This window comes from Ramlibacter pinisoli, assembly GCF_009758015.1.
GTDB classification, from domain to species: Bacteria; Pseudomonadota; Gammaproteobacteria; order Burkholderiales; family Burkholderiaceae_C; genus Ramlibacter; species Ramlibacter pinisoli.
In genome coordinates, this window is the sequence record NZ_WSEL01000011.1 from 92,031 (window position 1) to 112,415 (window position 20,385).

The window sequence follows — 20,385 nt, forward strand, 5'->3', positions numbered from 1 at the left end:
TTTTTGTGCCCGCGCAATCCCCCATTCCCAATAGCGCCTGTTTGCAACAGAATGTATTAGCGGTGTGACAAACTGCCTTGTCCGCCCTGGGACCCTCTGTTACCGTCCCGCCAGGAGTCCTGCACCTTGGATGGCGGAGCGGGCGAGGAGCTGCACCCAGAGGCAATGGGCAGCCATCAGGACAAGGGGCGCAGGTGAGTACATCTTCTTCGGCAAAGCGGCGCCAGTTCTGGCGCGCGGACTGGTTCATCGGCGCCGCCATCGTGGTCGCCGTGTTCGTCCTCTGGAAGTCCACCAGCCTGTTCGAGACCCTCGAGCGACGCTTCTACGATGTCGCCAGCGTCCAGAGCGCGCGCCAGCCGTCCGACCGCATCGCCGTCATCGCCATCGACGACCAGAGCATCGCCAACATCGGCCGCTGGCCCTGGCCGCGCGACGTCCACGCCGAATTGATCGACAAGCTCGCGGCCGCCAGGGCCAAGACCATCGTCTACACGACCTTCTTCTTCGAGCCGCACACCGACCGCGGGCTGGCCTACATCCGCAGGATCCGGCAGGCGCTGGGCGCCGGCACCGGCAACGAGGCGCTGGCCGCGCTGACGGCCGAGGCCGAGCAGACCCTGGACACCGACGGCAAGCTGGCCGCCAGCATGGCCAGGGCCGGCAATGTGCTGGTGCCCGCGGTGTTCGAGCTCGGTGAGCCCCAGGGCAAGCCCGACAAGCCGTTGCCGGCCGCGGTCGCCCGCGGCACCGTCGACGACCGCAGCGGCTTCGCCCTGCCGGCCGTGCGGGGCCAGTACCCGATCGACACCATCGGCAACGCCGCCGCGGCCGTGGGCCACCTGAACCAGACCAACGACGTCGACGGCGCGGTCCGCGCCGACCCGCTGCTGGTCAACTACTACGGCCGTGGCGTGCCCTCGCTGGCGCTGCTGGCCGCGGCCCGCAGCCTGAACCTCGGCCCGGACGACATCCGGGTCCAGCCCGGCGAGGGCCTCCGGGTCGGCAAGCTGCAGGTGCGCACCGACGAGGCCGCCCGCGTCCTGCCGCAGTTCTACCGCGCCCGCGACGGCCGGCCGCCATTCGCCGTCGACTCCTTCTACGACGTCCTGAGCGGCAAGATCCCGGCCTCCAAGTACGCCGACAAGATCGTCCTGGTCGGCGCCACCGCCGCCGGCGTCGGCACCACCTTCCCGGTCCCCGGCTACCCGGCGCTCAGCCCGGCGGAGATGATGGCGCACGTCACCTCCAGCATCCTGGCCGAGCACTCCATCGTCGAGCCCTCCTGGGGCGCGCTGGCGGCCTTCGGCGCCTTCCTGCTGGTGGCGGCCTACCTGGTCGTCCTGCTGCCGCGCCTGTCGGCGGGGCTGGGTGCCGGCGCCACGGGCGGCCTGCTGGTGCTGCTGCTGGCGGCGGAGTACCTGCTGCTGTCCAGCGCCGCGACCTGGCTGCGCTTCGTGCTGCCGGCGGCGCTGCTGGTGATCGGCCACGCCGCCCTCACCACCAAGCGCTTCCTGGTCACCGAGGCCGGCAAGGTGAAGTCGGACGAGGAGTCGGCCGAGACCAACCGCATGATGGGTCTCGCGCTGCAGGGTCAGGGCCAGCTGGACATGGCGTTCGACCGCTTCCGCCGCGTGCCCATGGGCGATGCGCTGATGGACAACCTGTACAACCTGGCACTGGACTTCGAGCGCAAGCGGCAGTTCAACAAGGCCGAGGCCGTGTACGCCCACATGGCCGCCTGGAACAAGGACTACAAGGACCTGCAGAGCAAGCTGCACCGGGCCCGCAACCTGTCCGAGACCGTCATCCTGGGCGGCGGCGGTGCCCACCCGGGCGGCACCCTGCTGCTGGACGGCGGCGCGGTGGAGAAACCCATGCTGGGCCGCTACCAGGTCGAGAAGGAGCTGGGCAAGGGCGCCATGGGCGTGGTCTACCTGGGCAAGGATCCCAAGATCGGCCGCGTGGTCGCCATCAAGACGATGGCCCTGTCGCAGGAGTTCGAGGGCGAGGAACTGGACGACGCCCGCCAGCGCTTCTTCCGCGAGGCCGAGACCGCCGGCCGCCTGCAGCACCAGAACATCGTGACCATCTTCGATGCCGGCGAGGAGCACGACCTGGCCTACATCGCCATGGAGTTCCTCAAGGGCCGCGACCTGGTCGACGTCTGCAAGGCCGGCCACCTGCTGCCCATGCCCCGGGTGCTGTCCATCGTGGCGCGGGTGGCCGAGGCGCTGGCCTACGCGCACCGCCAGAGCGTGGTGCACCGGGACATCAAGCCGGCCAACATCATGTACGAGGTCGACTCCGACACGGTCAAGGTCACCGACTTCGGCATCGCCCGCATCACCGACTCCAGCAAGACCAAGACCGGCCTGGTGCTGGGCACGCCCAGCTTCATGTCGCCCGAGCAGATCGCCGGCAAGAAGGTCGACGGCCGCTCCGACCTGTACTCGCTGGGCGTGATGCTGTTCCAGATGCTCACCGGCGTGCTGCCCTTCCGCGGCGACTCGATGGCCGAGCTGATGTTCAAGATCGCCAACGAGGAGGCGCCGGACATCCGCGTCGTCCGGCCCGATCTGCCCGAGCGCCTGGCCCACGTGGTGGCGCTGTCCCTGGCCAAGAAGCCCGAGCTGCGCTACCAGGACGGCGACCAGTTCGCCGGCGACCTGAAGGCGCTGCTGGCGCAGCTGTCCGGCACCGCGGCGGCGCCGGCATCCCCGGCCGGCACCGCGGCTGCGGTCTCGCTGGCCGCCGCCACGCAGGCCCACGCCACCGCCGAGAAGACCCTGGTGCTGGCCGCCGCCACCGGGCCCGGCGCCCCGCCGACGCCCGGCTATGATGCGGCCCACGTGCCCGCCACCGGCGCCACGGCCTACGACAAGACAGCCGTGTTCAGCCCGTCGGATGCTCCCGGTGGCCAGCCGGACCCGAAGGCCTGAGACCCGCCCGCCATGAAATACGAGTTCTGCCTCCGCACCGACCCGGGTCTGGCGCGCGAAAACAACGAAGACTCGGTCGCGATCGACGAGCCCACCCGCCTGGGCATCCTCGCCGACGGCATGGGTGGCTACAACGCCGGCGAGATCGCCAGCGGCATGGCCACCACCTTCATCAAGTCCGAGCTGGGCCGCTGGCTGTCGCAGGCCGGCCGCCACGCCAACTCGCGCGAGGTGCGCCGGGCGATGGAGATCTGCGTCGACAACGCCAACCGCTCGATCTTCAACGCCGCCAATTCCAATCCGCAGTACTCGGGGATGGGAACCACCTTGGTGGTCGGGGTGTTCCAGGACGGCCGCCTCATGCTGGGACACATCGGCGACTCGCGCTGCTACCGCCTGCGCGGCAGCGAGCTGGCCCAGATCACCAAGGACCATTCGCTGCTGCAGGAGCAGATGGACGCCGGCCTGATCACCCCCGAGCAGGCCGCCGTGTCGACCAACAAGAACCTGGTGACACGGGCCCTGGGCGTCGAGGACGCCGTGCTGCTGGAGGTCAACGAGCACCGGGTCGAGCCGGGCGACATCTACGTGATGTGTTCCGACGGCCTGTCGGACATGATCGACGACCAGACCATCGCCAGGATCCTGCAGGGCGACGGCAGCCTGGAGGAGAAGTCGGTCCGCCTGGTCGATGCCGCCAATGGCAATGGAGGGCGCGACAACATCTCGGTGCTGCTGGCGCAGGCGGACAGCGGAGCCAAAAAAAAGGGCCTGATCTCCCGATTGCTGGGAAAATAGCCTTCGATCTTCGGTAGCAGAAGACTAAACAAACAGGAGTGGGCCATGCCGAAAATGATCGTGTCGATCGACGGTGTCGTCATCAAGGAAGTGCAGTTGACGAAAGACCGCACGTCACTGGGGCGGCGGCCGTACAACGACATCGTCATCGACAACCTCGCCGTCAGCGGCGAGCATGCCGTCCTGCAGATGACCGGCACGGAGGTCTTCCTCGAGGATCTGAACAGCACCAACGGCACCTACATCAACGGCAAGGCCGTGAAGAAGCAGCTGTTGCAGAACAACGACACGGTCGAGATCGGCAAGTACAAGATCAAGTACATCAACGAGGTCCCCGGGGCCACGTTCGACAAGACCGTGATCATGAAGCCGGGCATGGTGCCGCCGCCGGTGGCCAGGCCCGAGGGCGCCGCGGCGCCGGCGCCGGCTCCGGCCGGGGCTGAACCCGGTGGCGTGACCGGTGTCATCAAGGTGCTCTCGGGCGCCGCCGCCGGCCGCGAGGTGCCGCTGGTCAAGGTGGTCACCACCATCGGCAAGCCGGGGGTGGCGGTGGCCGCCATCACCAAGCGTCCGCACGGCTTCGTCGTCGCCCATGTCGAGGGCGGCAACAAGCCCACCCTGAACGGCACGCCGATCGGGGCCGAGCCGGTGACGCTGAAGAACGGCGACCTGCTGGAGCTCGCCGGCACCCAGATGCAGTTCGTCCAGGGCTAAGCCGCCCCCGCCGTGCCGACACTGCAGGCCAGCGCTTGGCGGGCGGAGGGTCCGTGCTAGCCAGGCACTGGACCCGCATCGCGGTCACCCTGATTCCGCTGTTCATCGCCCTGCTGCACGCGGGCGGGGTCTTGCCGCTGGGCCTGTTGCAGCGCCTCGACGACGTCCTGTACGACGCCCGGCTGCGCGCCACCATGCCGCGCACGCTCGACGAGCGCATCGTCATCGTCGACATCGACGAGAAGAGCCTGGCCGAGGTGGGCCGCTGGCCCTGGGGACGCAACCGGCTGGCCGAACTCACCGACGAACTGTTCGAGCGCCAGCAGGCCGCCCTGCTCGGCTTCGACGTGGTGTTCGCCGAGGCCGACGAGAGCTCCGGCCTCAAGCGCCTGCGCCAGCTCGCGCAGGGCGAGCTGAAGGACCAGGCCGGCTTCGCCGAGCGCGTCGGCCAGCTGGGCAGCTCGCTCGACTACGACGCCGCGTTCGCGCGCTCACTGCAGAAGCGGCCGGTCGTGCTGGGCTACTACTTCACCAGCGACCGCGAGGGCCGCACCTCCGGCCTGCTGCCGCCCCCCGTGATGGCGCGCGAGGCCCTGGAGGGACGGCCGATCCGCTTCACCAGCTGGAACGGCTACGGCTCCAACATCGAGCAGCTGGCCAGGGCGGCCCCGATCGCCGGCTTCTTCAATCCCATCGTCGATGGCGACGGCGTGGTGCGCTCGATCCCGCTGCTGGCCGAGCACCGCGACCGCCACTACGAGTCGCTGTCGCTGGCCATGTTCCGCACGCTGGTCGGGCTGCCGGCGGTGGAGCCGGGCTTCCCGCGCGACGGCACCGTCTCGCGCAGCTACCAGGGCCTGGAGAGCGTCACGCTGCGCCTGGGCCAGAAGACGCTGTCGATCCCGGTCGACGACCGGGTGGCGGCGCTGGTGCCGTTCCGCGGCCCGGGCGGTCCCGCCGGCGGCTCGTTCCGGTACGTCTCGGCGGCCGACCTGGTGGGCCAGCGGCTGCCGCCGGGCAGCCTGAAGGGCAAGATCGTCCTGCTCGGCACGACCGCGCCCGGCCTTCAGGACCTGCGGGTGACCCCGGTCGGCGAGACCTACCCCGGAGTCGAGACCCACGCCAACATGATCGCCGGCCTGCTGGACGGCAAGCTGCACGTGCGCCCCGACTATGCGGTCGGCTACGAGGTGGTGGTGCTGGTGCTGGCCGGCCTCACGCTGGCCTTCGCCCTGCCGCTGCTGTCGGCAGCGAAGGCGGTCGGCGCCAGCGTCGCCGTGCTCGCCGCGGTGGTCGGCTTGAACCTGTGGCTGTACCTGGGCGCCGGGCTGGTGCTGCCGCTGGCCTCGGCGCTGGTCATGGTCCTGACCGCCTTCGCGCTGAACATGAGCTACGGCTACTTCATCGAGAGCCGGTCCAAGCGCGACCTCGCCAACCTGTTCGGCACCTACGTGCCGCCCGAGCTGGTCGACGAGATGGTCAAGGATCCCGACAGCTACAGCATGGCGGCGACCAACAAGGAACTCACGGTGATGTTCTGCGACATGCGCGGCTTCACCAAGATGTCCGAACGGATGGAGCCGGTGCAGCTGCAGCACCTGCTGAACCAGGTGTTCAACCGCCTGACCGACATCATCCGTGCCAATCGCGGCACCATCGACAAGTACATGGGCGACTGCGTGATGGCGTTCTGGGGCGCTCCGGTCGAGACCGCCGAGCACGGACACCTGGCGGTCAAGGCCTCGCTCGAGATGGCCAACGCGGTGCGCCGGCTCAATGAGGAACACCGTGTCCAGGGCCTGCCCGAGATCGGCGTGGGCATCGGCCTGAACACCGGGATGATGTGCGTGGGCGACATGGGCTCGCAGGTGCGCCGCAGCTACACGGTGATCGGCGATGCGGTGAACCTGGGCTCCCGGCTGGAGGGCCTGTCCAAGGCCTACGGCGTCGACATCGTCGTCAGCGAGACCACCCGCAAGATCGCCGGCCAGTTCGCCTGGCAGGAGCTCGATCGGGTCCGCGTCAAGGGCAAGGAGCAGGCGGTGGCGATCCACTGGCCGCTGGCCCCGGCCGACTGGCTGGAGCCGGCCCAGGTCGACGAACTCAAGGTCTGGGGGACGTTCCTGCGGGCCTACCGTGCCCAGGACTGGGACCAGTGCGACGTCCTGCTGCTCAATCTGCGCCGGATGAACCCCAAAAAATACCTTTACGAGCTGTATTCCGAGCGTGTAGCCTCGATGAGGTTATTGCCGTTCGATCCCGAGTGGGACGGCGCCACCAATTTCGAGACCAAGTGAGCCTTCCCATGCGCCCGCCCGCCCGCCTCCGTCGCCAGCCAGCGGGAGCGCCCGGGCCCGCCTGCCGCCGGGAGCCGTCGTGAAGGTCCGCGTGCTCGGCTGCTCCGGGGCCATCGCCCGGGACTGCCGCACCACGTCGTTCCTGCTCGATGGCGACGTGCTGGTCGATGCCGGCACCGGCGTGGGCGACCTCACGCTCGAGGAGATGGCCGGCATCGGCCACGTGCTGCTCACGCATTCGCACCTCGACCACGTGGCGGCGCTGCCGCTGATGCTCGACGCGATCGCCTCGCAGCTCACCCGCCCGGTGCAGGTGCACGCGCTGGCCGGCACCATCGCCGCGCTGAAGGCGCATGTCTTCAACAACGTCATCTGGCCCGACTTCAGCCGCATCCCCACGGCCGACAAGCCGTTCCTCAGCTTCCACCCGATCCAGGTCGGGCAGGTGCTGGAGATCGGCGGCAAGCGCATCGAGGTGCTGCCGGCGGTGCACACGGTGCCGGCGGTGGGCTACGCGGTCGCACCGGCGCGCGGCGGGCCGGCCTGGGTGTTCACCGGCGACACCGAGCGCAACCCGGCGTTCTGGCGCCGCATCAACGCCATGGACGTCGCCGCGCTGGTGATCGAGACCGCCTTCAGCAACCGCGAGAAAGACCTGGCGCGGCGCAGCCTGCACCTGTCGCCGCACGCGCTGGCCGAGGAGCTCGATTGCATCGACCGCGGCAAGTCGTTCCCCATCTTCGTCACCCACACCAAGCCGGCCGAGACCGACCTGATCATGGCCGAGATCCAGCGCTTCGATCAGACGCAGCCGTTCGGCCCCAACGTCACGCACGACATCCGCTGGCTGCGCGTCGGCCAGGTGTTCGAGCTGTGATCCACCCGGCATCGCGCCGTCCGAGGAGAGCCCCATGAGTGCAGTCCTGCGAGAGCAGCGCGATTCCCAGGCGTTCTACGACTCGCAGCAGCTGCCGCCGGACAAGCGCGGGGTCACCTTCGAGGCCCTGTTCTTCCGCCAGCTGCAGGTGGTCACGACCCGGATCCACGAGACCGAGAACATCGACCAGATCATCCTGGAGGCCAGCCAGGACATCTGCCGCCTGTTCAACGCCGACCGGCTGACGGTCTACGCGGTCAGCGAGGACCGCGCCTCCATCGTCTCCAAGGTCAAGACTGGCCTGAACACCGCCAAGGACCTGAAGCTGCCGATCAGCGCGCAGAGCATCGCCGGCTACGTGGCGTTCAGCAAGCAGATGGTCAACATCGCCGACGTCTACGACGACGAGGCGCTCAAGCGGATCCACCCGACGTTGTCGTTCCTGAAGGAGGTCGACAAGCGCTCGGGCTACCGCACCCGACAGATGATGGTGCTGCCGGTCCTCGACGGCGAGGCGCTGCACGGCGTGCTGCAGATCATCAACAACAAGAGCGACCAGCCGTTTGGCGACCTCGAGATCGAGGGCGCCACCCAGCTGTGCAAGACGCTCGCCACCGCCATCCGCCAGCGGATGAAGAAGGAGGTCGAGAGCCAGCGGCGGCGCGCCACCAAGTACGACGGCCTGGTCGCCGCCGGCGTGCTGACGCAGGACGAGCTGCAGAACTGCATCGTCAAGGCGCGCGAGGACGCCCAGCCGGTCGAGACCGTCCTGATGACCGACTATCAGATCCGCCCGGCGCAGATCGGCCCCTCGCTGGCGCGCTTCTTCGGCGTGCCCTACGAGGGCTTCAACGCGGGTCGCATCCGCTCGGAGCAGCTGCAGGGCCCGCTCAAGCGCGACTTCGTGGTCGAGCAGGGCTGGATCCCGCTGGAGGAATCGGCCGAGGGCCTGGTCATCATGTGCACCGACCCCGAGGCCGTGCGCGGGTCGCGCATCGTGCCCCAGGTGTTCCCGCGCTTCACCCGGTTCGCCTGGCGCGTCACCACCCAGACCGAGTTCGAGGAAACGCTGGCCCAGCTCTATGGCGCCGGCGACGGCGGACAGTCCATCGACGAGATGCTGGCCGACCTGAGCTCGCCGGTCGACGACGAGGGCGACGACGGCTCGCTCGAATCGGCCGCCTCCGACAACGAGCTGGTGAAGTTCGTCAACAAGGTCATCGTCGACGCCTACAACCAGCGCTGCTCGGACATCCACATCGAGCCGCTGCCCGGCAAGGGCAAGACCGGCATCCGCTTCCGCATCGACGGCAGCCTGGTGCCCTACATCGAGGTACCGGCGCACTTCCGCCAGGCGCTGGTCACGCGCCTGAAGATCATGTGCGACCTCGACATCTCCGAGCGCCGCAAGCCGCAGGACGGCAAGATCAAGTTCAAGAAGTACGGCCCGCTCGACATCGAGCTGCGGGTGGCCACCATCCCGTCGGCCGGCGGCGTCGAGGACGTCGTCATGCGGATCCTGGCGGCCGGCGAGCCGATCCCGCTCGAGAAGCTGGGCCTGACGCCGCACAACAAGGAGGCCCTCGAGAAGACCGTCAGCAAGCCGTACGGCCTGTTCTACGTCTGCGGCCCCACCGGCTCGGGCAAGACCACCACGCTGCATTCGGTGCTCAAGTTCCTGAACAAGCCCGACACCAAGATCTGGACCGCCGAGGACCCGGTGGAGATCACGCAGAAGGGCCTGCGCCAGGTGCAGGTGAACAAGAAGGCCGGCATCGACTTCGCGCTGGTGATGCGCGCCTTCCTGCGCGCCGACCCGGACATCATCATGGTGGGCGAGTCGCGCGACAAGGAGACGGTGTCGATGGGTGTCGAGGCCTCGCTCACCGGCCACCTGGTGTTCTCGACCCTGCACACCAACTCGGCGCCCGAGTCCATCACCCGCCTGCTCGACATGGGCATGGACCCGTTCAACTTCGCCGACGCCCTGCTCGGCATCCTGGCCCAGCGCCTGGCCAAGCGCCTGTGCGACTGCAAGGAGCCCTACTTCCCCGAGCAGCCCGAGATCAAGTCCTTCATCGCCGAATACGCCGAGGACCTGCGCCACACGCCGGCCTGGCGGGCCGACGAGGGCGGCGAGGCCCAGCAGCTGTACGAGGGCTGGATCGAGGCCTACGGCGAGAACGGCCGGCTGCGCCTGTACCGGCCGGTCGGCTGCGACAAGTGCAACCAGACCGGCTACAAGGGCCGGGTCGGCCTGCACGAACTGCTGATCGGCGAGGACGGCATCAAGAAGTTGATCCAGGAGCGCGCCCGCGTCGCCGAGATCTTCATCGCCGCGGTGGCCAACGGCATGCGCACCCTCAAGATGGACGGCATGGAGAAGATCATGATGGGCCTGACCGACCTGAAGCAGGTGCGGTCGGTGTGCATCAAGTGACCTGTTGCGACAAAGCTGGCTGACAAAACTGTCAAGCTCAGCCGCAATTGGTGTAGGGGGCTTGCTTAAGCCGACGCTGCTTCGGGCCTTGCCGCCCTGCCCGCGCCCGATCCTGGCCCGGCGCAAATATTGCTCATGTACTACTGCTTCGCCAAGGGAGGTTGTTATGAAGCGTCAACTGCAACAGGGTTTCACCCTCATCGAACTGATGATCGTCGTGGCGATCATCGGTATTCTGGCGGCCGTCGCGCTGCCGGCTTACCAGGACTACACCATCCGCGCCAAGGTCTCGGAGCTGATGCTGGCCGCCTCTGGCGCCCGCACCTGCATCACCGAGGCCGCGCAATCGAACGGCCCTGGCGTTCCCAGCACCGTGGCTGCGGACTGCTCCATCGCCGCCGTCGGCAAAGTCACGACGGCTAGCGTCTCGACCGGTGGCCTGGTCACCGTCACTGGCTCCGCCGCCGCCAGCTCGGTCGGCGCTGCCGTCACTGTCACGCTGACCCCCACCAGCGCCACCGGCGGCAGCCTGATCTGGGCCTGCTCGGGCAGCCCGATCAAGTACCTGCCCGGCTCCTGCCGCGGGACCTGACAGGCCTTCGCCTCGACAGGAAAAGCCCCGTCACCGGGGCTTTTTTTCATGCGCGTGCCGGACAAGCCGGGTCATGGGGACATTGTTGATCGCCACATTTGTCATGGGTCGAAACGCCGTCCGCTTGAGGTTCGTGAATTGGGCACGAAAAAGGCCTTCGCATGAGGCGACGCCGAATGGCACATGAATTGCTGAGGTAGCCTGCTTCTTCAACGGAGGTTCCATGAAGCGTCAACTGCAACAGGGTTTCACCCTTATCGAACTGATGATCGTCGTGGCGATCATCGGTATCTTGGCGGCCGTCGCGCTGCCGGCCTATCAGGACTACACCATCCGCGCCAAGGTCTCGGAGCTGATGCTGGCCGCCTCCGGCGCCCGCACCTGCATCACCGAGGCCGCGCAATCGAACGGCCCTGGCGTTCCCAGCACCGTGGCTGCGGACTGCTCCATCGCCGCCGTCGGCAAAGTCACGACGGCTAGCGTCTCGACCGGTGGCCTGGTCACCGTGACCGGTTCCGCCGCCGCCAGCTCGGTCGGCGCCGACGTCACCGTCACCCTGACTCCCGCCAGCGCCACCGGTGGCAGCTTGACCTGGACCTGCTCGGGCAGCCCGATCAAGTACCTGCCCGGCTCCTGCCGCGGTACCTGACAGGCCACCGCCTCGTCAGCAAAGCCCCTTCATCGGGGCTTTTTGTTTTCTTCACCGCCAGCCTTTCATGAAATTCGGTCCCTCCCGCGACAACGGCTTTGCCAAAGACCTGGTCGAACGCCTGACCAAGGAACTGCCTCCCACGTTGATAGAGACCCGGCGCAAGGTGCTGTCGGTGAACAAGGTGACGCGCCAGCTGGAGAAAACGTTCCAGGCCGCGGCCGCGTACCAGCGCGAGAACCGGCTGGGCTTCATCCGCCGGGCCTTCCTCGCCAACGGATTCCGCTGGGGGCTGAAGAACGCCGGCTATCCTGACGACTTCATCGACGTCGCCGTCGAGGGGCTGGTTGTCGAGTTGTCCAAGCCCACCCGCAGCGCGCCCTCCGATCCCTCCTGAGTAGTGTCGATGCTGTTGAACGTGCTGCGCAAGCTGGCCGGAGCGGGCCGGGCTGCCGAGACGGAGCGTGTGCCGGACGCTGGGCTGCTGGAGTACGCGACTGACCTGATGGTCAACGGCGACAAGCGCGGGGCGGTCCGGGCCTACCGCGACTACCTGCAGACCGACCCGTCCAACGTGCGGGCGCTGAATGACGTCGGCGCCTGCCTGGCCGACATCGGCGACCTCGAAGGGGCTGCGGCGTCGTTCGAGCTGGCCTATTCCCTCGACGACACCTTCATCCCGGCGATGGTCAACCATGCCAAGCTGCTGGTCGACAACAACCGTGGCACCGAGGCCCTGGGCTTCCTGGAGCGGGCCAAGATCTGCGCGCCTGACTTCAAGCACACCGAGAACGTCTACGCCGGCCTGCTGATGCGCCAGGGCGACATCGGGCGCGCCCGCCAGTTCCAGCTCAAGTCCTGGCTGAGTGACTTCGACAACCTGCGCTCGGCCAACGCCAACCTGTTCTGGGTCGGCTACGACGACGTCGAGGAAGAGGTCATCGCCGGCGAGCACCGCTTCTGGGCCGAGAGCCTGAAGCCGATCCCGGGCGACGACTGGCAGCCGCCCGGCCCGCCCGAGGCCGGCCGCCGCATCCGCATCGGCTACTGGTCGCCCGACTTCCGCAACCACTCGGTTCGCTACTTCTTCCGCCCGCTGCTGGAGCACCAGGACCGCGAGCGGTTCGAGATCTTCCTGTACCACGACTTCCCGGGCCGCGACGTGCAGACCGAGCGCATCGAGGAGGCCGCCGATCACTTCCATGAAGTCCACGAGCTGATGGACCTCGACCTGCGCGACCTGGTCCGCTCGCACCAGCTCGACATCCTGGTCGACCTGGCCGGGCACACCTCGCACAACCGCATGTCGCTGCTGCAGTGCCGGATGGCTTCGCTGCAGGTCAATGCCCTCGGCTACCCGCCCACCACCGGCCTGCCCAGCGTCGACTACAAGCTGCTCGACCGACACGTTCTCACCGCCGACGCCGCCCGCTTCTACGCCGAGCGTCCGCTGGCGCTGCCGGACTCGTTCTGGTGCTTCGACCCGAAAGAGGACGCGCCGGTCGCGCCGGAGCCGCCTCTGGTGGTCAATGGCTACGTCACCTTCGGCGCGGTCGGCAACGTGTCCAAGATCAGCGAGCGCATCGCCAAGGCCTGGACCGAGATCCTGGCCGGGGTGCCTGGCAGCCGGCTGCTGCTGCGGTCGGTCAACTTCGCCGATCCGATCGGGTTGTCGTCCACGCGGGAACGGCTCGAACGCTGGGGCCTGCCGATGGACCGCCTGGACTTCCGGGCGCCCGAAGGCGGAGCGGCGTTCTTCAATTCGTACAACGACATCGACATCATCCTGGACACGTTCCCCTTCAATGGCGGAACGACCAGCTGCTTCGCCGCCTACATGGGCGTGCCGCTGGTGGCGATCGCCGGCAAGTCCCTGATCAGCCGCATGGGCCTGTCGATGCTCACCACCCTGGGCTTCGCAGACCTGGCGGTGGACGACGTGCCTTCTTACGTGGCCAAGTCCGTCGCGCTGGCCCACGACACCGATCGCGTCCGCCGGTTCAAGCACACCGCGCGCGAAGGGTTCCGCAGCACCTCCCTCGGTAATGGCGCGCTGTTCGCGCGCGACTTCGAGGCCGCGTGCCTGCAGGCGCTGGCCGAGCACCAGCCGGCACGACCGCCCCGCGAGAATCAGCTCGGGGTCCTGCCGGTCACCGAGCTGATCCGGCGCGCCTACGCGGTGCTGGCGGCCAACCAGCCGGAGGCCGCCCAGCGCGTGCTGCGGCATTGCGTGGCCCACTACCCGAACGCCGGCCCTGCCCACCTGCTGCAGGCCCAGATCATGGTCTGGGCCGGCATGGTCGACCAGGCCATCGCCTACGTGCGCGGCCAGCTGGACGCCTTCTCCACTCCCGACCAGATCCCCGCGTGGATTTCCCTCGCCCGCATGCAACTGCTGCGGCGCGATCCGGCCGCGGCTCGCGACTGCATGGCGCGGCTCGAGCCGCTCGGCGTGGTCGACGCCTTCGACCAGGCGCAGCTGCGGCTGTATCGGACCTGCGCCGTCGTCATGGACGGCACTGCCGACATCCCGGTCGCGGGGTCCCGCGACGGCGGCGCGATGCACATCCTGGTGCCCTGTGATTCGGCCGAGCGTTTCGAGGTGATCCGGCGGCAAGTCGAGAACACCTGCGTTCTGCCGACCGGTTCGACCCTGACATTCACCCGCTGCGACGAGTCGCGACGTCTTGGCGCTTACCGCCGGGTGCTGTCCGGGCCCGTCGGCGCAGTGGTCGTGCTACTTCAGAAGAACGTCGAGATTCACCAGCCGCGGTTCCTGGTGCACCTACTGGAGGGCCTCGAGGCGGCCGACTGCGTGGGCAGTTCGGGCGCCAAGCGCTGGGTACGGCTGGACTGGCGGGCCGAGGCTTTCGATCAGAAGGCCGGCGGGTTCCTGGCGCCGTCGTCGGAGAAGGAGGGCCTCAACGATCTGCACGTGCTCGGTCTCGGCTCCGAGCCGCTGGTGGGCGGAATGGCCGTCCTGGACGGTGCCGTGCTGGCCATGCGTGCCGGGCCCGGCATCGCCGGCGGATTCGATGACAACCTCCTTGGCTGCGAGACCTTGCTGGAGGAGGCCTGGACGCACGCGCTCGCGCGCGGCGGCAAGCGCCTGGCAGTGCACCGCAACCTCGGTGTGCTTTTGGCGGGTGGCATCGAGTTGGACGCGTCGAACCGCAGCGAAGCGCGTATGGAATGTGCGCGCCAGATGCTTTTCAGCCCTTTCGAGCAACCCAGGGACGACCACACCTCGCTGTCCACGCCGATCGCATCGACTGCCGAAGGCGTGCAGGTGGCGGATGCCTACTTCACGCCGGGCGGCTGACTGGAGTTGGGGTAACCGCGGCGCGTTTCAGGTCCTCCACTTGCCCAGGTACTTGTCGCGGCCCTCGTACCAACTGGGGCTGTTGAAGGCGCCGGTGCTCTGGTGGGTGACCATGATCGGCCAGGTGCCGACGCTCAGGCCGGCGACGCGCGCGCCGCGGCAGAAATCCAGATCGTAGAAGTGGAAGTTGAAGCGATCGTCGAAGCCCACCCGGGAGTGCTTGAGCACGTCGCCGCGCGCGGCGATGAACAGGCCGTCCAGCAGTTCGCAGCGCGCCGGTGACGGCCCGAAGTAGGACACCTTGCCCTTGGCCGCCTTGCCATGGCAGACGGCGCCCGAGAGGTTCTCGCCATCGAGCCAGAACCGGCCGCCCTCCTCCTTGGTGTACAGCCACGCGGGCTGGCCGGCGACGCGGCGGCGGTTGCCCGCCAGGCCGACGACGTCGTAGCGTTTCAGTGACACCAGCAGCTTGTCGAGCCACTGCGGATCGTCCAGCCAGATGTCGTCATGCACAAACAGCAGCGCGTCGCGGGGGCCGGCCAGCGTGATGGCCGCGTTGTACACTTTCGGCAGCCCCGCCTTGTTGCTGAAGGCGATGTCGAACACCAGGCGCGCATCCTTGCGACGGATGGCCAGGCTCTGGCCCAGCGCCGAGGATTTCCAGAATGTCTGTTCATCCATCCGCGTGGCGCTGACGATGCGCACACGCTCGAACGTCACGTCGCGCGCCGACGGCGCCACCAGCCGGCCCAGCAGGCCATCCTTCAGGCGGTTGCGGGCGGTGTTCTTCAGCCAGGCGATCGGGCGAACTCTCAATGCGGAATCCTCAGGGTGGCGACGGGTGCATCCGTCGTGCCGGAACAGAGCCGGTCGGAATGGCTGCTGAGTTTAGTGCGCGTCTGCACGCGTCCAGCAGTGTGGCGGCCCTCGCGTGCACCACACTGCTCGCGCTGCCGTGGCTTTGGCCCTACACCCCCGGTCCTTCACCCAACGTCGTGCCGCTGCTGGTGGCCTGGACTTGCGGTCTGCTGGCGGCGCTGGCCATCGCCACGGCGGCGCGGCCCGCCGACCTGCTGGAGACCACTGCATCGCGCGCCTGGCTGGCCGCCGCGCTGGTCAGTGCCGTCATCGGCGTGCTGCAGTGGTTCGACCTCGCGCCGCGCACGCCGCTGGTCAGCCTCGCGCAGATCGGCGAGGCCTACGGCAACCTGCGGCAGAAGAACCAGTTCGCCTCCCTGACCGCGATCGGGCTGGCGGTGCTGGTGTTCCGGCGGGTGCCGCTGGCGCCGGCGCCGGCCCTTGCCGCGGTGCTGCTGCTGGCGATCGGCAATGCGCTGTCGGCGTCGCGCACCGGCCTGGTGGAGTGGATGGCGCTCACGGTGCTGGCCGCCGCCTGGCCGGGGCCGAGGAAGGGCCGCGTCGCGCTGTGCGTCGCCGGCCTGGCGGGCTACATCCTGGCCGGCGCCCTGCTGCCGCTGCTGCTGGCGTGGTGGCGCGGGGCCGATGCGCTGAACGTCTTCGTGCGGGTGTCCACCGAGCTGGGCTGCAGCAGCCGCAAGGTGCTGTGGTCCAACGTGGCCGAGCTGATCGCCGCCAAGCCCTGGACCGGCTGGGGCTGGGGCGAATTGGACTACGCCCACTACGCGACGCTCTACGACGGAGAGCGCTTCTGCAACATTTTGGACAACGCGCACAACCTGCCGCTGCACCTGGCGGTGGAGTTCGGGCTGCCCGCCGCCGTCCTGGCGACGGCCCTGCTGGCGGTCGCCGTGCTGCGTGCCAAGCCCTGGCGCGACGCGGATCCGGCGCGCCAGCTCGCCTGGGCGGTGCTGGCGGTGGTGGGCCTGCACAGCCTGGTTGAATACCCGCTCTGGTACGGACCGTTCCAGTGGGCCGTGCTGCTGGCCGTCGCGCTGCTGGTGCGGGTGCCGGCCCTGTCGCCGCCGCGTCGCGGCGCGACGGCGGCTGGCGTGGCGCTGGCATTGGTGGCACTCGCGCTGATGGCGCGCGAGTACGACACGGTCTCGCAGGCCTACCTGCAACCGGCCGAGCGCCGGCCGACGATGCGCGCGGACCCGGTCCGCGCGGCCGGCACGCCGCTGCTGTTTCGCAGCCAGCTCGAGTTCGCCGAGCTGTCGGTCACCCCGGTCACCGATCGATCCGCCCGCCATGTGCACGACCTAGCCCTGCGGATGCTGCACTACTCGCCCGAGCCGGGCGTCATTGAGAAACTCGCCGAGAGCGCGCTGCTGCTGGGACGCTCCGACGAGGTCGCCTGGTTGGTCCCGCGCTACCAGGCGGCATTCCCAGATGACTATGCCAAATGGCAGCTGCGAGAGCTGGCCCTGAGCACTCTCGACAAGGCGTCGCCGGAGCGCCCTGATGGGCTGGCACGTTAACATTGTCCGGAGCCCCAATGGGGAATAGGGAACAAACCATGAGGGCCGCAGAAACTGGCGCAGTGACGGCAAGAACGAGCTTGGTGTCCGTGATTGCTCCGGTCTACAACGAACGGGAGTGCCTAGAGGAACTGGTGCGGCGCATCGATGTCGCCCTGCAAGGCCGGCCGTGCGAGATCATTCTTGTCGACGACGGGAGCCGGGACGGGTCATGGGGCGAAATCGTCCGACTGCGGGCTCTCTATCCGGCGGTGCGGGGCCTCCGCTTCTCGCGCAACTTCGGACATCATGTGGCGATTACGGCCGGACTCGACCATGCGCTCGGCGAGTGGGTGGTGGTCATGGACAGTGACCTGCAGGACCAGCCGGAATCGATCACGTCATTGCTGGACAAGGCCGCCGAGGGCTACCACATGGTAGTGGCCCGGCGGCTCGGCAAGCGGCATGGGCCCTTCAAGCGCAGTCTGTCTCAACTGTTCGCGCGGGCGATGACGTGGCTCGCCGACTTCGAATTCGATGCTTCCGTCGGCGTCTTCCGGGTGATGCACCGCGACATCGTCGACGCTGTCTGCGCCATGCGCGAAACACCTCGTCTGTTCACGGCCATGACCGACTGGGTCGGCTTCAGCCGCACGTCGATCGATGTCACACACGGTGCTCGTTTCGCGGGCGAGACAAAATATCCGCTGCGCAAGCAGGTGGCGCTCGCGGTGCGCGGCGCCATCGGATTTTCCGAGAAACCCCTGGAGGTCCTGGTCACCCTGGGGTTCGTGATTGCGTCCGTCGGCTTGACATATGCGCTGGTGATCGCGGTCCGTGCGCTACAGGGCGGAATTGCCGTCCTCGGCTATGCGAGCCTGATGAGTGCGATCCTGGTCATGGGCGGTCTAGCGATCGCCACGACGGGGATCGTCGGCCTCTACGTCGGTTCGGTATTCGCGCAGACCAAGCGGCGGCCTCTGTACCTACTGCGAGCCTCCGAGGGCATCGAGACGAGCGTCCTGCCGCCTTCGAGGGTGAACGAGGAGCCAACCCTCGCCCGGCCATTGGCGGTTCGGGAATGGCTGTGAGCGCACCTTCCTCTGCGCGGCTGGAATTCCTGGCGACGCGGCTGAGAGTCGGGGAGCATGGCATCTGGTCGGCCGGTGAGCAGGCGCAGGTGTCGTATCCAGCCGATGGCCACGCGTCGTGCTTCGCGGTCGAGGACGGATCGTTCTGGTTCCAGCACCGCAATCGGTGCATCGAGGCGTTGGTGGTTGCGCAACCGCCCGCGGACCGCGGCCTGCTTGTGGACGTAGGTGGTGGCAATGGCGTGGTCGCCAAAGGTCTTCAGGACGCCGGTTTCGAGGTGGCGCTGATCGAGCCGGCCTGGACCGGGGCCCTGAATGCCCGGCGACGAGGGCTGCGCCAAGTGGCCTGTTCCACCTTGCAGGCGGCGGGCTTCCGGCCGGGGACCGTCCCCGCGGCCGGACTATTCGACGTCCTGGAGCATATCGAGGACGACGTGGCCTTTCTGTCCGACCTGCGGTTCGTTCTGACGCCGGCGGGCCGTCTGTACCTGACCGTGCCGGCCTACCGGGGCTTGTGGTCCGAGGCGGATGTCGATGCCGGCCACATGCGGCGCTACGACCTCCGAGAGGTCTGCGACGTGCTACGGCGCGCCGGTTTCCGCATCGACTACGCGTCCTACTTCTTTCGCCCTCTGCCCCTGCCGGTGTTGCTGCTTCGCACGCTGCCATACCGGCTCGGGCTGCGCCGGCCGGCCGATTCCGGGCAGGTGCACAGCGACCATGCCGCCCGCCGCGGCGGCTTGTCGTCCGTGGCGCAGTGGCTCCTGCGAACCGAAATCGACCACATCGGGCACGGCCGTTCCATGCGGTTCGGTGGAAGCTGCATCGTGGCGGCCTCGGTGGTATGAATTTTCAGTTCCCGGCGAACACCCAAAACTTCTGGGCCATGAACAGGATGACGGCGATCAACACAATGGCAACGGCCTGTACCAGCGCCGGGGGCCAGCAGAATGTGCCGATCGCCAGATGCAGTAGCCCCGCGTTCAGCGCAAAACACGCGGCCTGCGCAACGAGATAGCGTCGCAGGGGCCCGGCGAGCCGGCCACTATAGTCAAATATCCAACGGCGATTCAGGGTGAAGCTAAGGAACAGCGCACCCAAATACGTCGTCGTCATGGCTGCCAAGGCAGGCATGCCCAGCTGCAGCAGTAGCAGGAACATCCCATACAGTAGTAGGTTCGACCCGAGGCCGACAGCCCCGAAGCGGAGCAGCTGGCACCAGGTGCGGCCGGGAACGGCGACCACCAGCCGCCGGCTCAGAGCAATCGGCCGTTGAGCATGACCTTGTCGACCAGCTGTTTAGCCTCGAGCAGGCGCCGGTACCAGCCCACGGTGAATGTCCACGGCTCGGAGGCGATGTTCCCGAACTTGAGGGCTTCGTAAATTTCGCGCACGCCGTCTTCGGGTCGGCGCGCCGTCTCGAATCCGAGCACCCGCCGTGCCTTGTCGAAGGAGACGTGGTAACTGCGCTTGTCGGGATCGTCTGGAACGACCTGGATTTCGATGGAAAAGGGGATGGCCTCGCGGACCGTGTAGGCGACGTTCAGCACCTGCATGTTCAGGCTGCCGATGTTGAACACCTCTCCGTTGACCTTCGAAGCCGGAGCCGCTAGAACGAACCGGAAGGCCGTGGCGGTATCCGCCACGTGCACCAGCGGGCGCCACTGCTTTCCACCGCCAGTGATGAACAGCTTGCCCTTTTCCACTGCGTTCAGCGTCATCAGATTGACGATCAGGTCGAAACGCATGCGCGGCGACAGGCCAAAGACGGTTGCCTGCCGCAGGACGGTGACGTTGAAGCCTTCGCAGGCAAGCGGCAACACCTCGCGCTCGGCGGCGAGGTTGGCCTTGGCGTACACCGTCAGCGGATGCGGTGTCGACGTCTCGTCGAGCTGACCGCCGCTGCCCTTCCCATAGACCGAACAGCTGCTGGCCAGCACGTACTGGCGCACGCCCGCCGCTTTGGCAAGCCGCGCCACGCGCGCGCGACCGGTGAAATTGATCGCCATGGTGAGCTCGGGGTCGAGGTCGCCCGACGGATCGTTGGATAGCGCAGCGAGATCACACACGGCATCGACCCCGACGAAGTCGGCCGGCGCAAGGTCCCGCACGTCCTTGACCAACAGCCGCAGCCGCGGATGTTCACGCATGTCCTGCAGACGCTCCTCGCCGAAGAAGAAACGGTCAACGGCGAGCACCTCCCAGCCGTCCTCGAGCAATTGGCCGACGAGCACGCAGCCGATGTAGCCCCCGGCGCCGGTGACGAGTACGGTCTTCATCGCAGT

16 protein-coding genes are annotated in these 20,385 nt (G+C 67.9%); 13 read left to right on the forward strand and 3 right to left on the reverse strand.

Annotation, left to right across the window (positions count from 1 at the left end):
* The first annotated feature begins 194 nt into the window (after positions 1 to 194).
* The 10 genes from GON04_RS25610 (at position 195) to GON04_RS25655 (ending at position 14,631) form a co-directional block, all read left to right on the forward strand.
* Entirely contained in the window at positions 195 to 2,942 is a 2,748-nt protein-coding gene (locus tag GON04_RS25610) for a protein kinase domain-containing protein (protein WP_181653803.1), read from the forward strand.
* A gap of 12 nt (positions 2,943 to 2,954) precedes the next feature.
* A complete protein-coding gene (locus GON04_RS25615; RefSeq protein ID WP_157400957.1) occupies positions 2,955 to 3,740 on the forward strand; it encodes a Stp1/IreP family PP2C-type Ser/Thr phosphatase in 786 nt (261 codons plus the stop codon).
* A gap of 45 nt (positions 3,741 to 3,785) precedes the next feature.
* Complete coding sequence (locus GON04_RS25620; protein WP_157400958.1) at positions 3,786 to 4,454, forward strand: FHA domain-containing protein; 669 nt, start codon at positions 3,786 to 3,788, stop codon at positions 4,452 to 4,454.
* A 53-nt stretch (positions 4,455 to 4,507) separates the two neighbouring features.
* Positions 4,508 to 6,751: a CHASE2 domain-containing protein gene (locus GON04_RS25625; RefSeq protein WP_338051060.1), complete on the forward strand. Its 2,244-nt coding sequence runs from the start codon at positions 4,508 to 4,510 to the stop codon at positions 6,749 to 6,751.
* A 79-nt stretch (positions 6,752 to 6,830) separates the two neighbouring features.
* A complete protein-coding gene (locus GON04_RS25630) occupies positions 6,831 to 7,628 on the forward strand; it encodes an MBL fold metallo-hydrolase (RefSeq protein ID WP_181653804.1) in 798 nt (265 codons plus the stop codon).
* A gap of 34 nt (positions 7,629 to 7,662) precedes the next feature.
* Positions 7,663 to 10,068, forward strand: a complete 2,406-nt coding sequence (locus GON04_RS25635; protein WP_157400959.1) for a GspE/PulE family protein — start codon at positions 7,663 to 7,665, stop codon at positions 10,066 to 10,068.
* 166 nt (positions 10,069 to 10,234) lie between these two features.
* On the forward strand, positions 10,235 to 10,660 hold the full coding sequence (locus tag GON04_RS25640) for a pilin (RefSeq protein ID WP_157400960.1): 426 nt from the start codon (positions 10,235 to 10,237) through the stop codon (positions 10,658 to 10,660).
* Positions 10,661 to 10,883: 223 nt separating this feature from the next.
* On the forward strand, positions 10,884 to 11,309 hold the full coding sequence (locus GON04_RS25645) for a pilin (RefSeq protein WP_157400961.1): 426 nt from the start codon (positions 10,884 to 10,886) through the stop codon (positions 11,307 to 11,309).
* A gap of 67 nt (positions 11,310 to 11,376) precedes the next feature.
* Positions 11,377 to 11,706 (forward strand): hypothetical protein, encoded by a 330-nt coding sequence (locus tag GON04_RS25650; RefSeq protein ID WP_157400962.1) that lies wholly within the window; start codon positions 11,377 to 11,379, stop codon positions 11,704 to 11,706.
* A gap of 9 nt (positions 11,707 to 11,715) precedes the next feature.
* A complete protein-coding gene (locus tag GON04_RS25655) occupies positions 11,716 to 14,631 on the forward strand; it encodes an O-linked N-acetylglucosamine transferase family protein (RefSeq protein ID WP_157400963.1) in 2,916 nt (971 codons plus the stop codon).
* A gap of 27 nt (positions 14,632 to 14,658) precedes the next feature.
* Here the strand turns inward: GON04_RS25655 and GON04_RS25660 are convergent, their stop codons facing one another.
* Positions 14,659 to 15,447, reverse strand: a complete 789-nt coding sequence (locus GON04_RS25660) for a glycosyltransferase (RefSeq protein WP_157400964.1) — start codon at positions 15,445 to 15,447, stop codon at positions 14,659 to 14,661.
* Between the two features lie 59 nt (positions 15,448 to 15,506).
* Here GON04_RS25660 and GON04_RS25665 point away from each other — a divergent pair, with 59 nt between their 5' ends.
* The 3 genes from GON04_RS25665 (at position 15,507) to GON04_RS25675 (ending at position 18,948) form a co-directional block, all read left to right on the forward strand.
* Entirely contained in the window at positions 15,507 to 17,030 is a 1,524-nt protein-coding gene (locus tag GON04_RS25665) for a PglL family O-oligosaccharyltransferase (RefSeq protein ID WP_157400965.1), read from the forward strand.
* Positions 17,031 to 17,113: 83 nt separating this feature from the next.
* Positions 17,114 to 18,100 (forward strand): glycosyltransferase, encoded by a 987-nt coding sequence (locus GON04_RS25670; protein ID WP_181653805.1) that lies wholly within the window; start codon positions 17,114 to 17,116, stop codon positions 18,098 to 18,100.
* Entirely contained in the window at positions 18,097 to 18,948 is an 852-nt protein-coding gene (locus GON04_RS25675; protein WP_157400967.1) for a methyltransferase domain-containing protein, read from the forward strand. Before GON04_RS25670 ends, GON04_RS25675 begins: the two co-directional genes overlap by 4 nt.
* A gap of 4 nt (positions 18,949 to 18,952) precedes the next feature.
* Here GON04_RS25675 and GON04_RS25680 read toward each other — a convergent pair whose 3' ends face one another.
* Complete coding sequence (locus tag GON04_RS25680) at positions 18,953 to 19,345, reverse strand: GtrA family protein (protein WP_157400968.1); 393 nt, start codon at positions 19,343 to 19,345, stop codon at positions 18,953 to 18,955.
* 11 nt (positions 19,346 to 19,356) lie between these two features.
* Entirely contained in the window at positions 19,357 to 20,379 is a 1,023-nt protein-coding gene (locus GON04_RS25685) for an NAD-dependent epimerase/dehydratase family protein (protein ID WP_157400969.1), read from the reverse strand.
* Positions 20,380 to 20,385 lie beyond the last annotated feature (6 nt).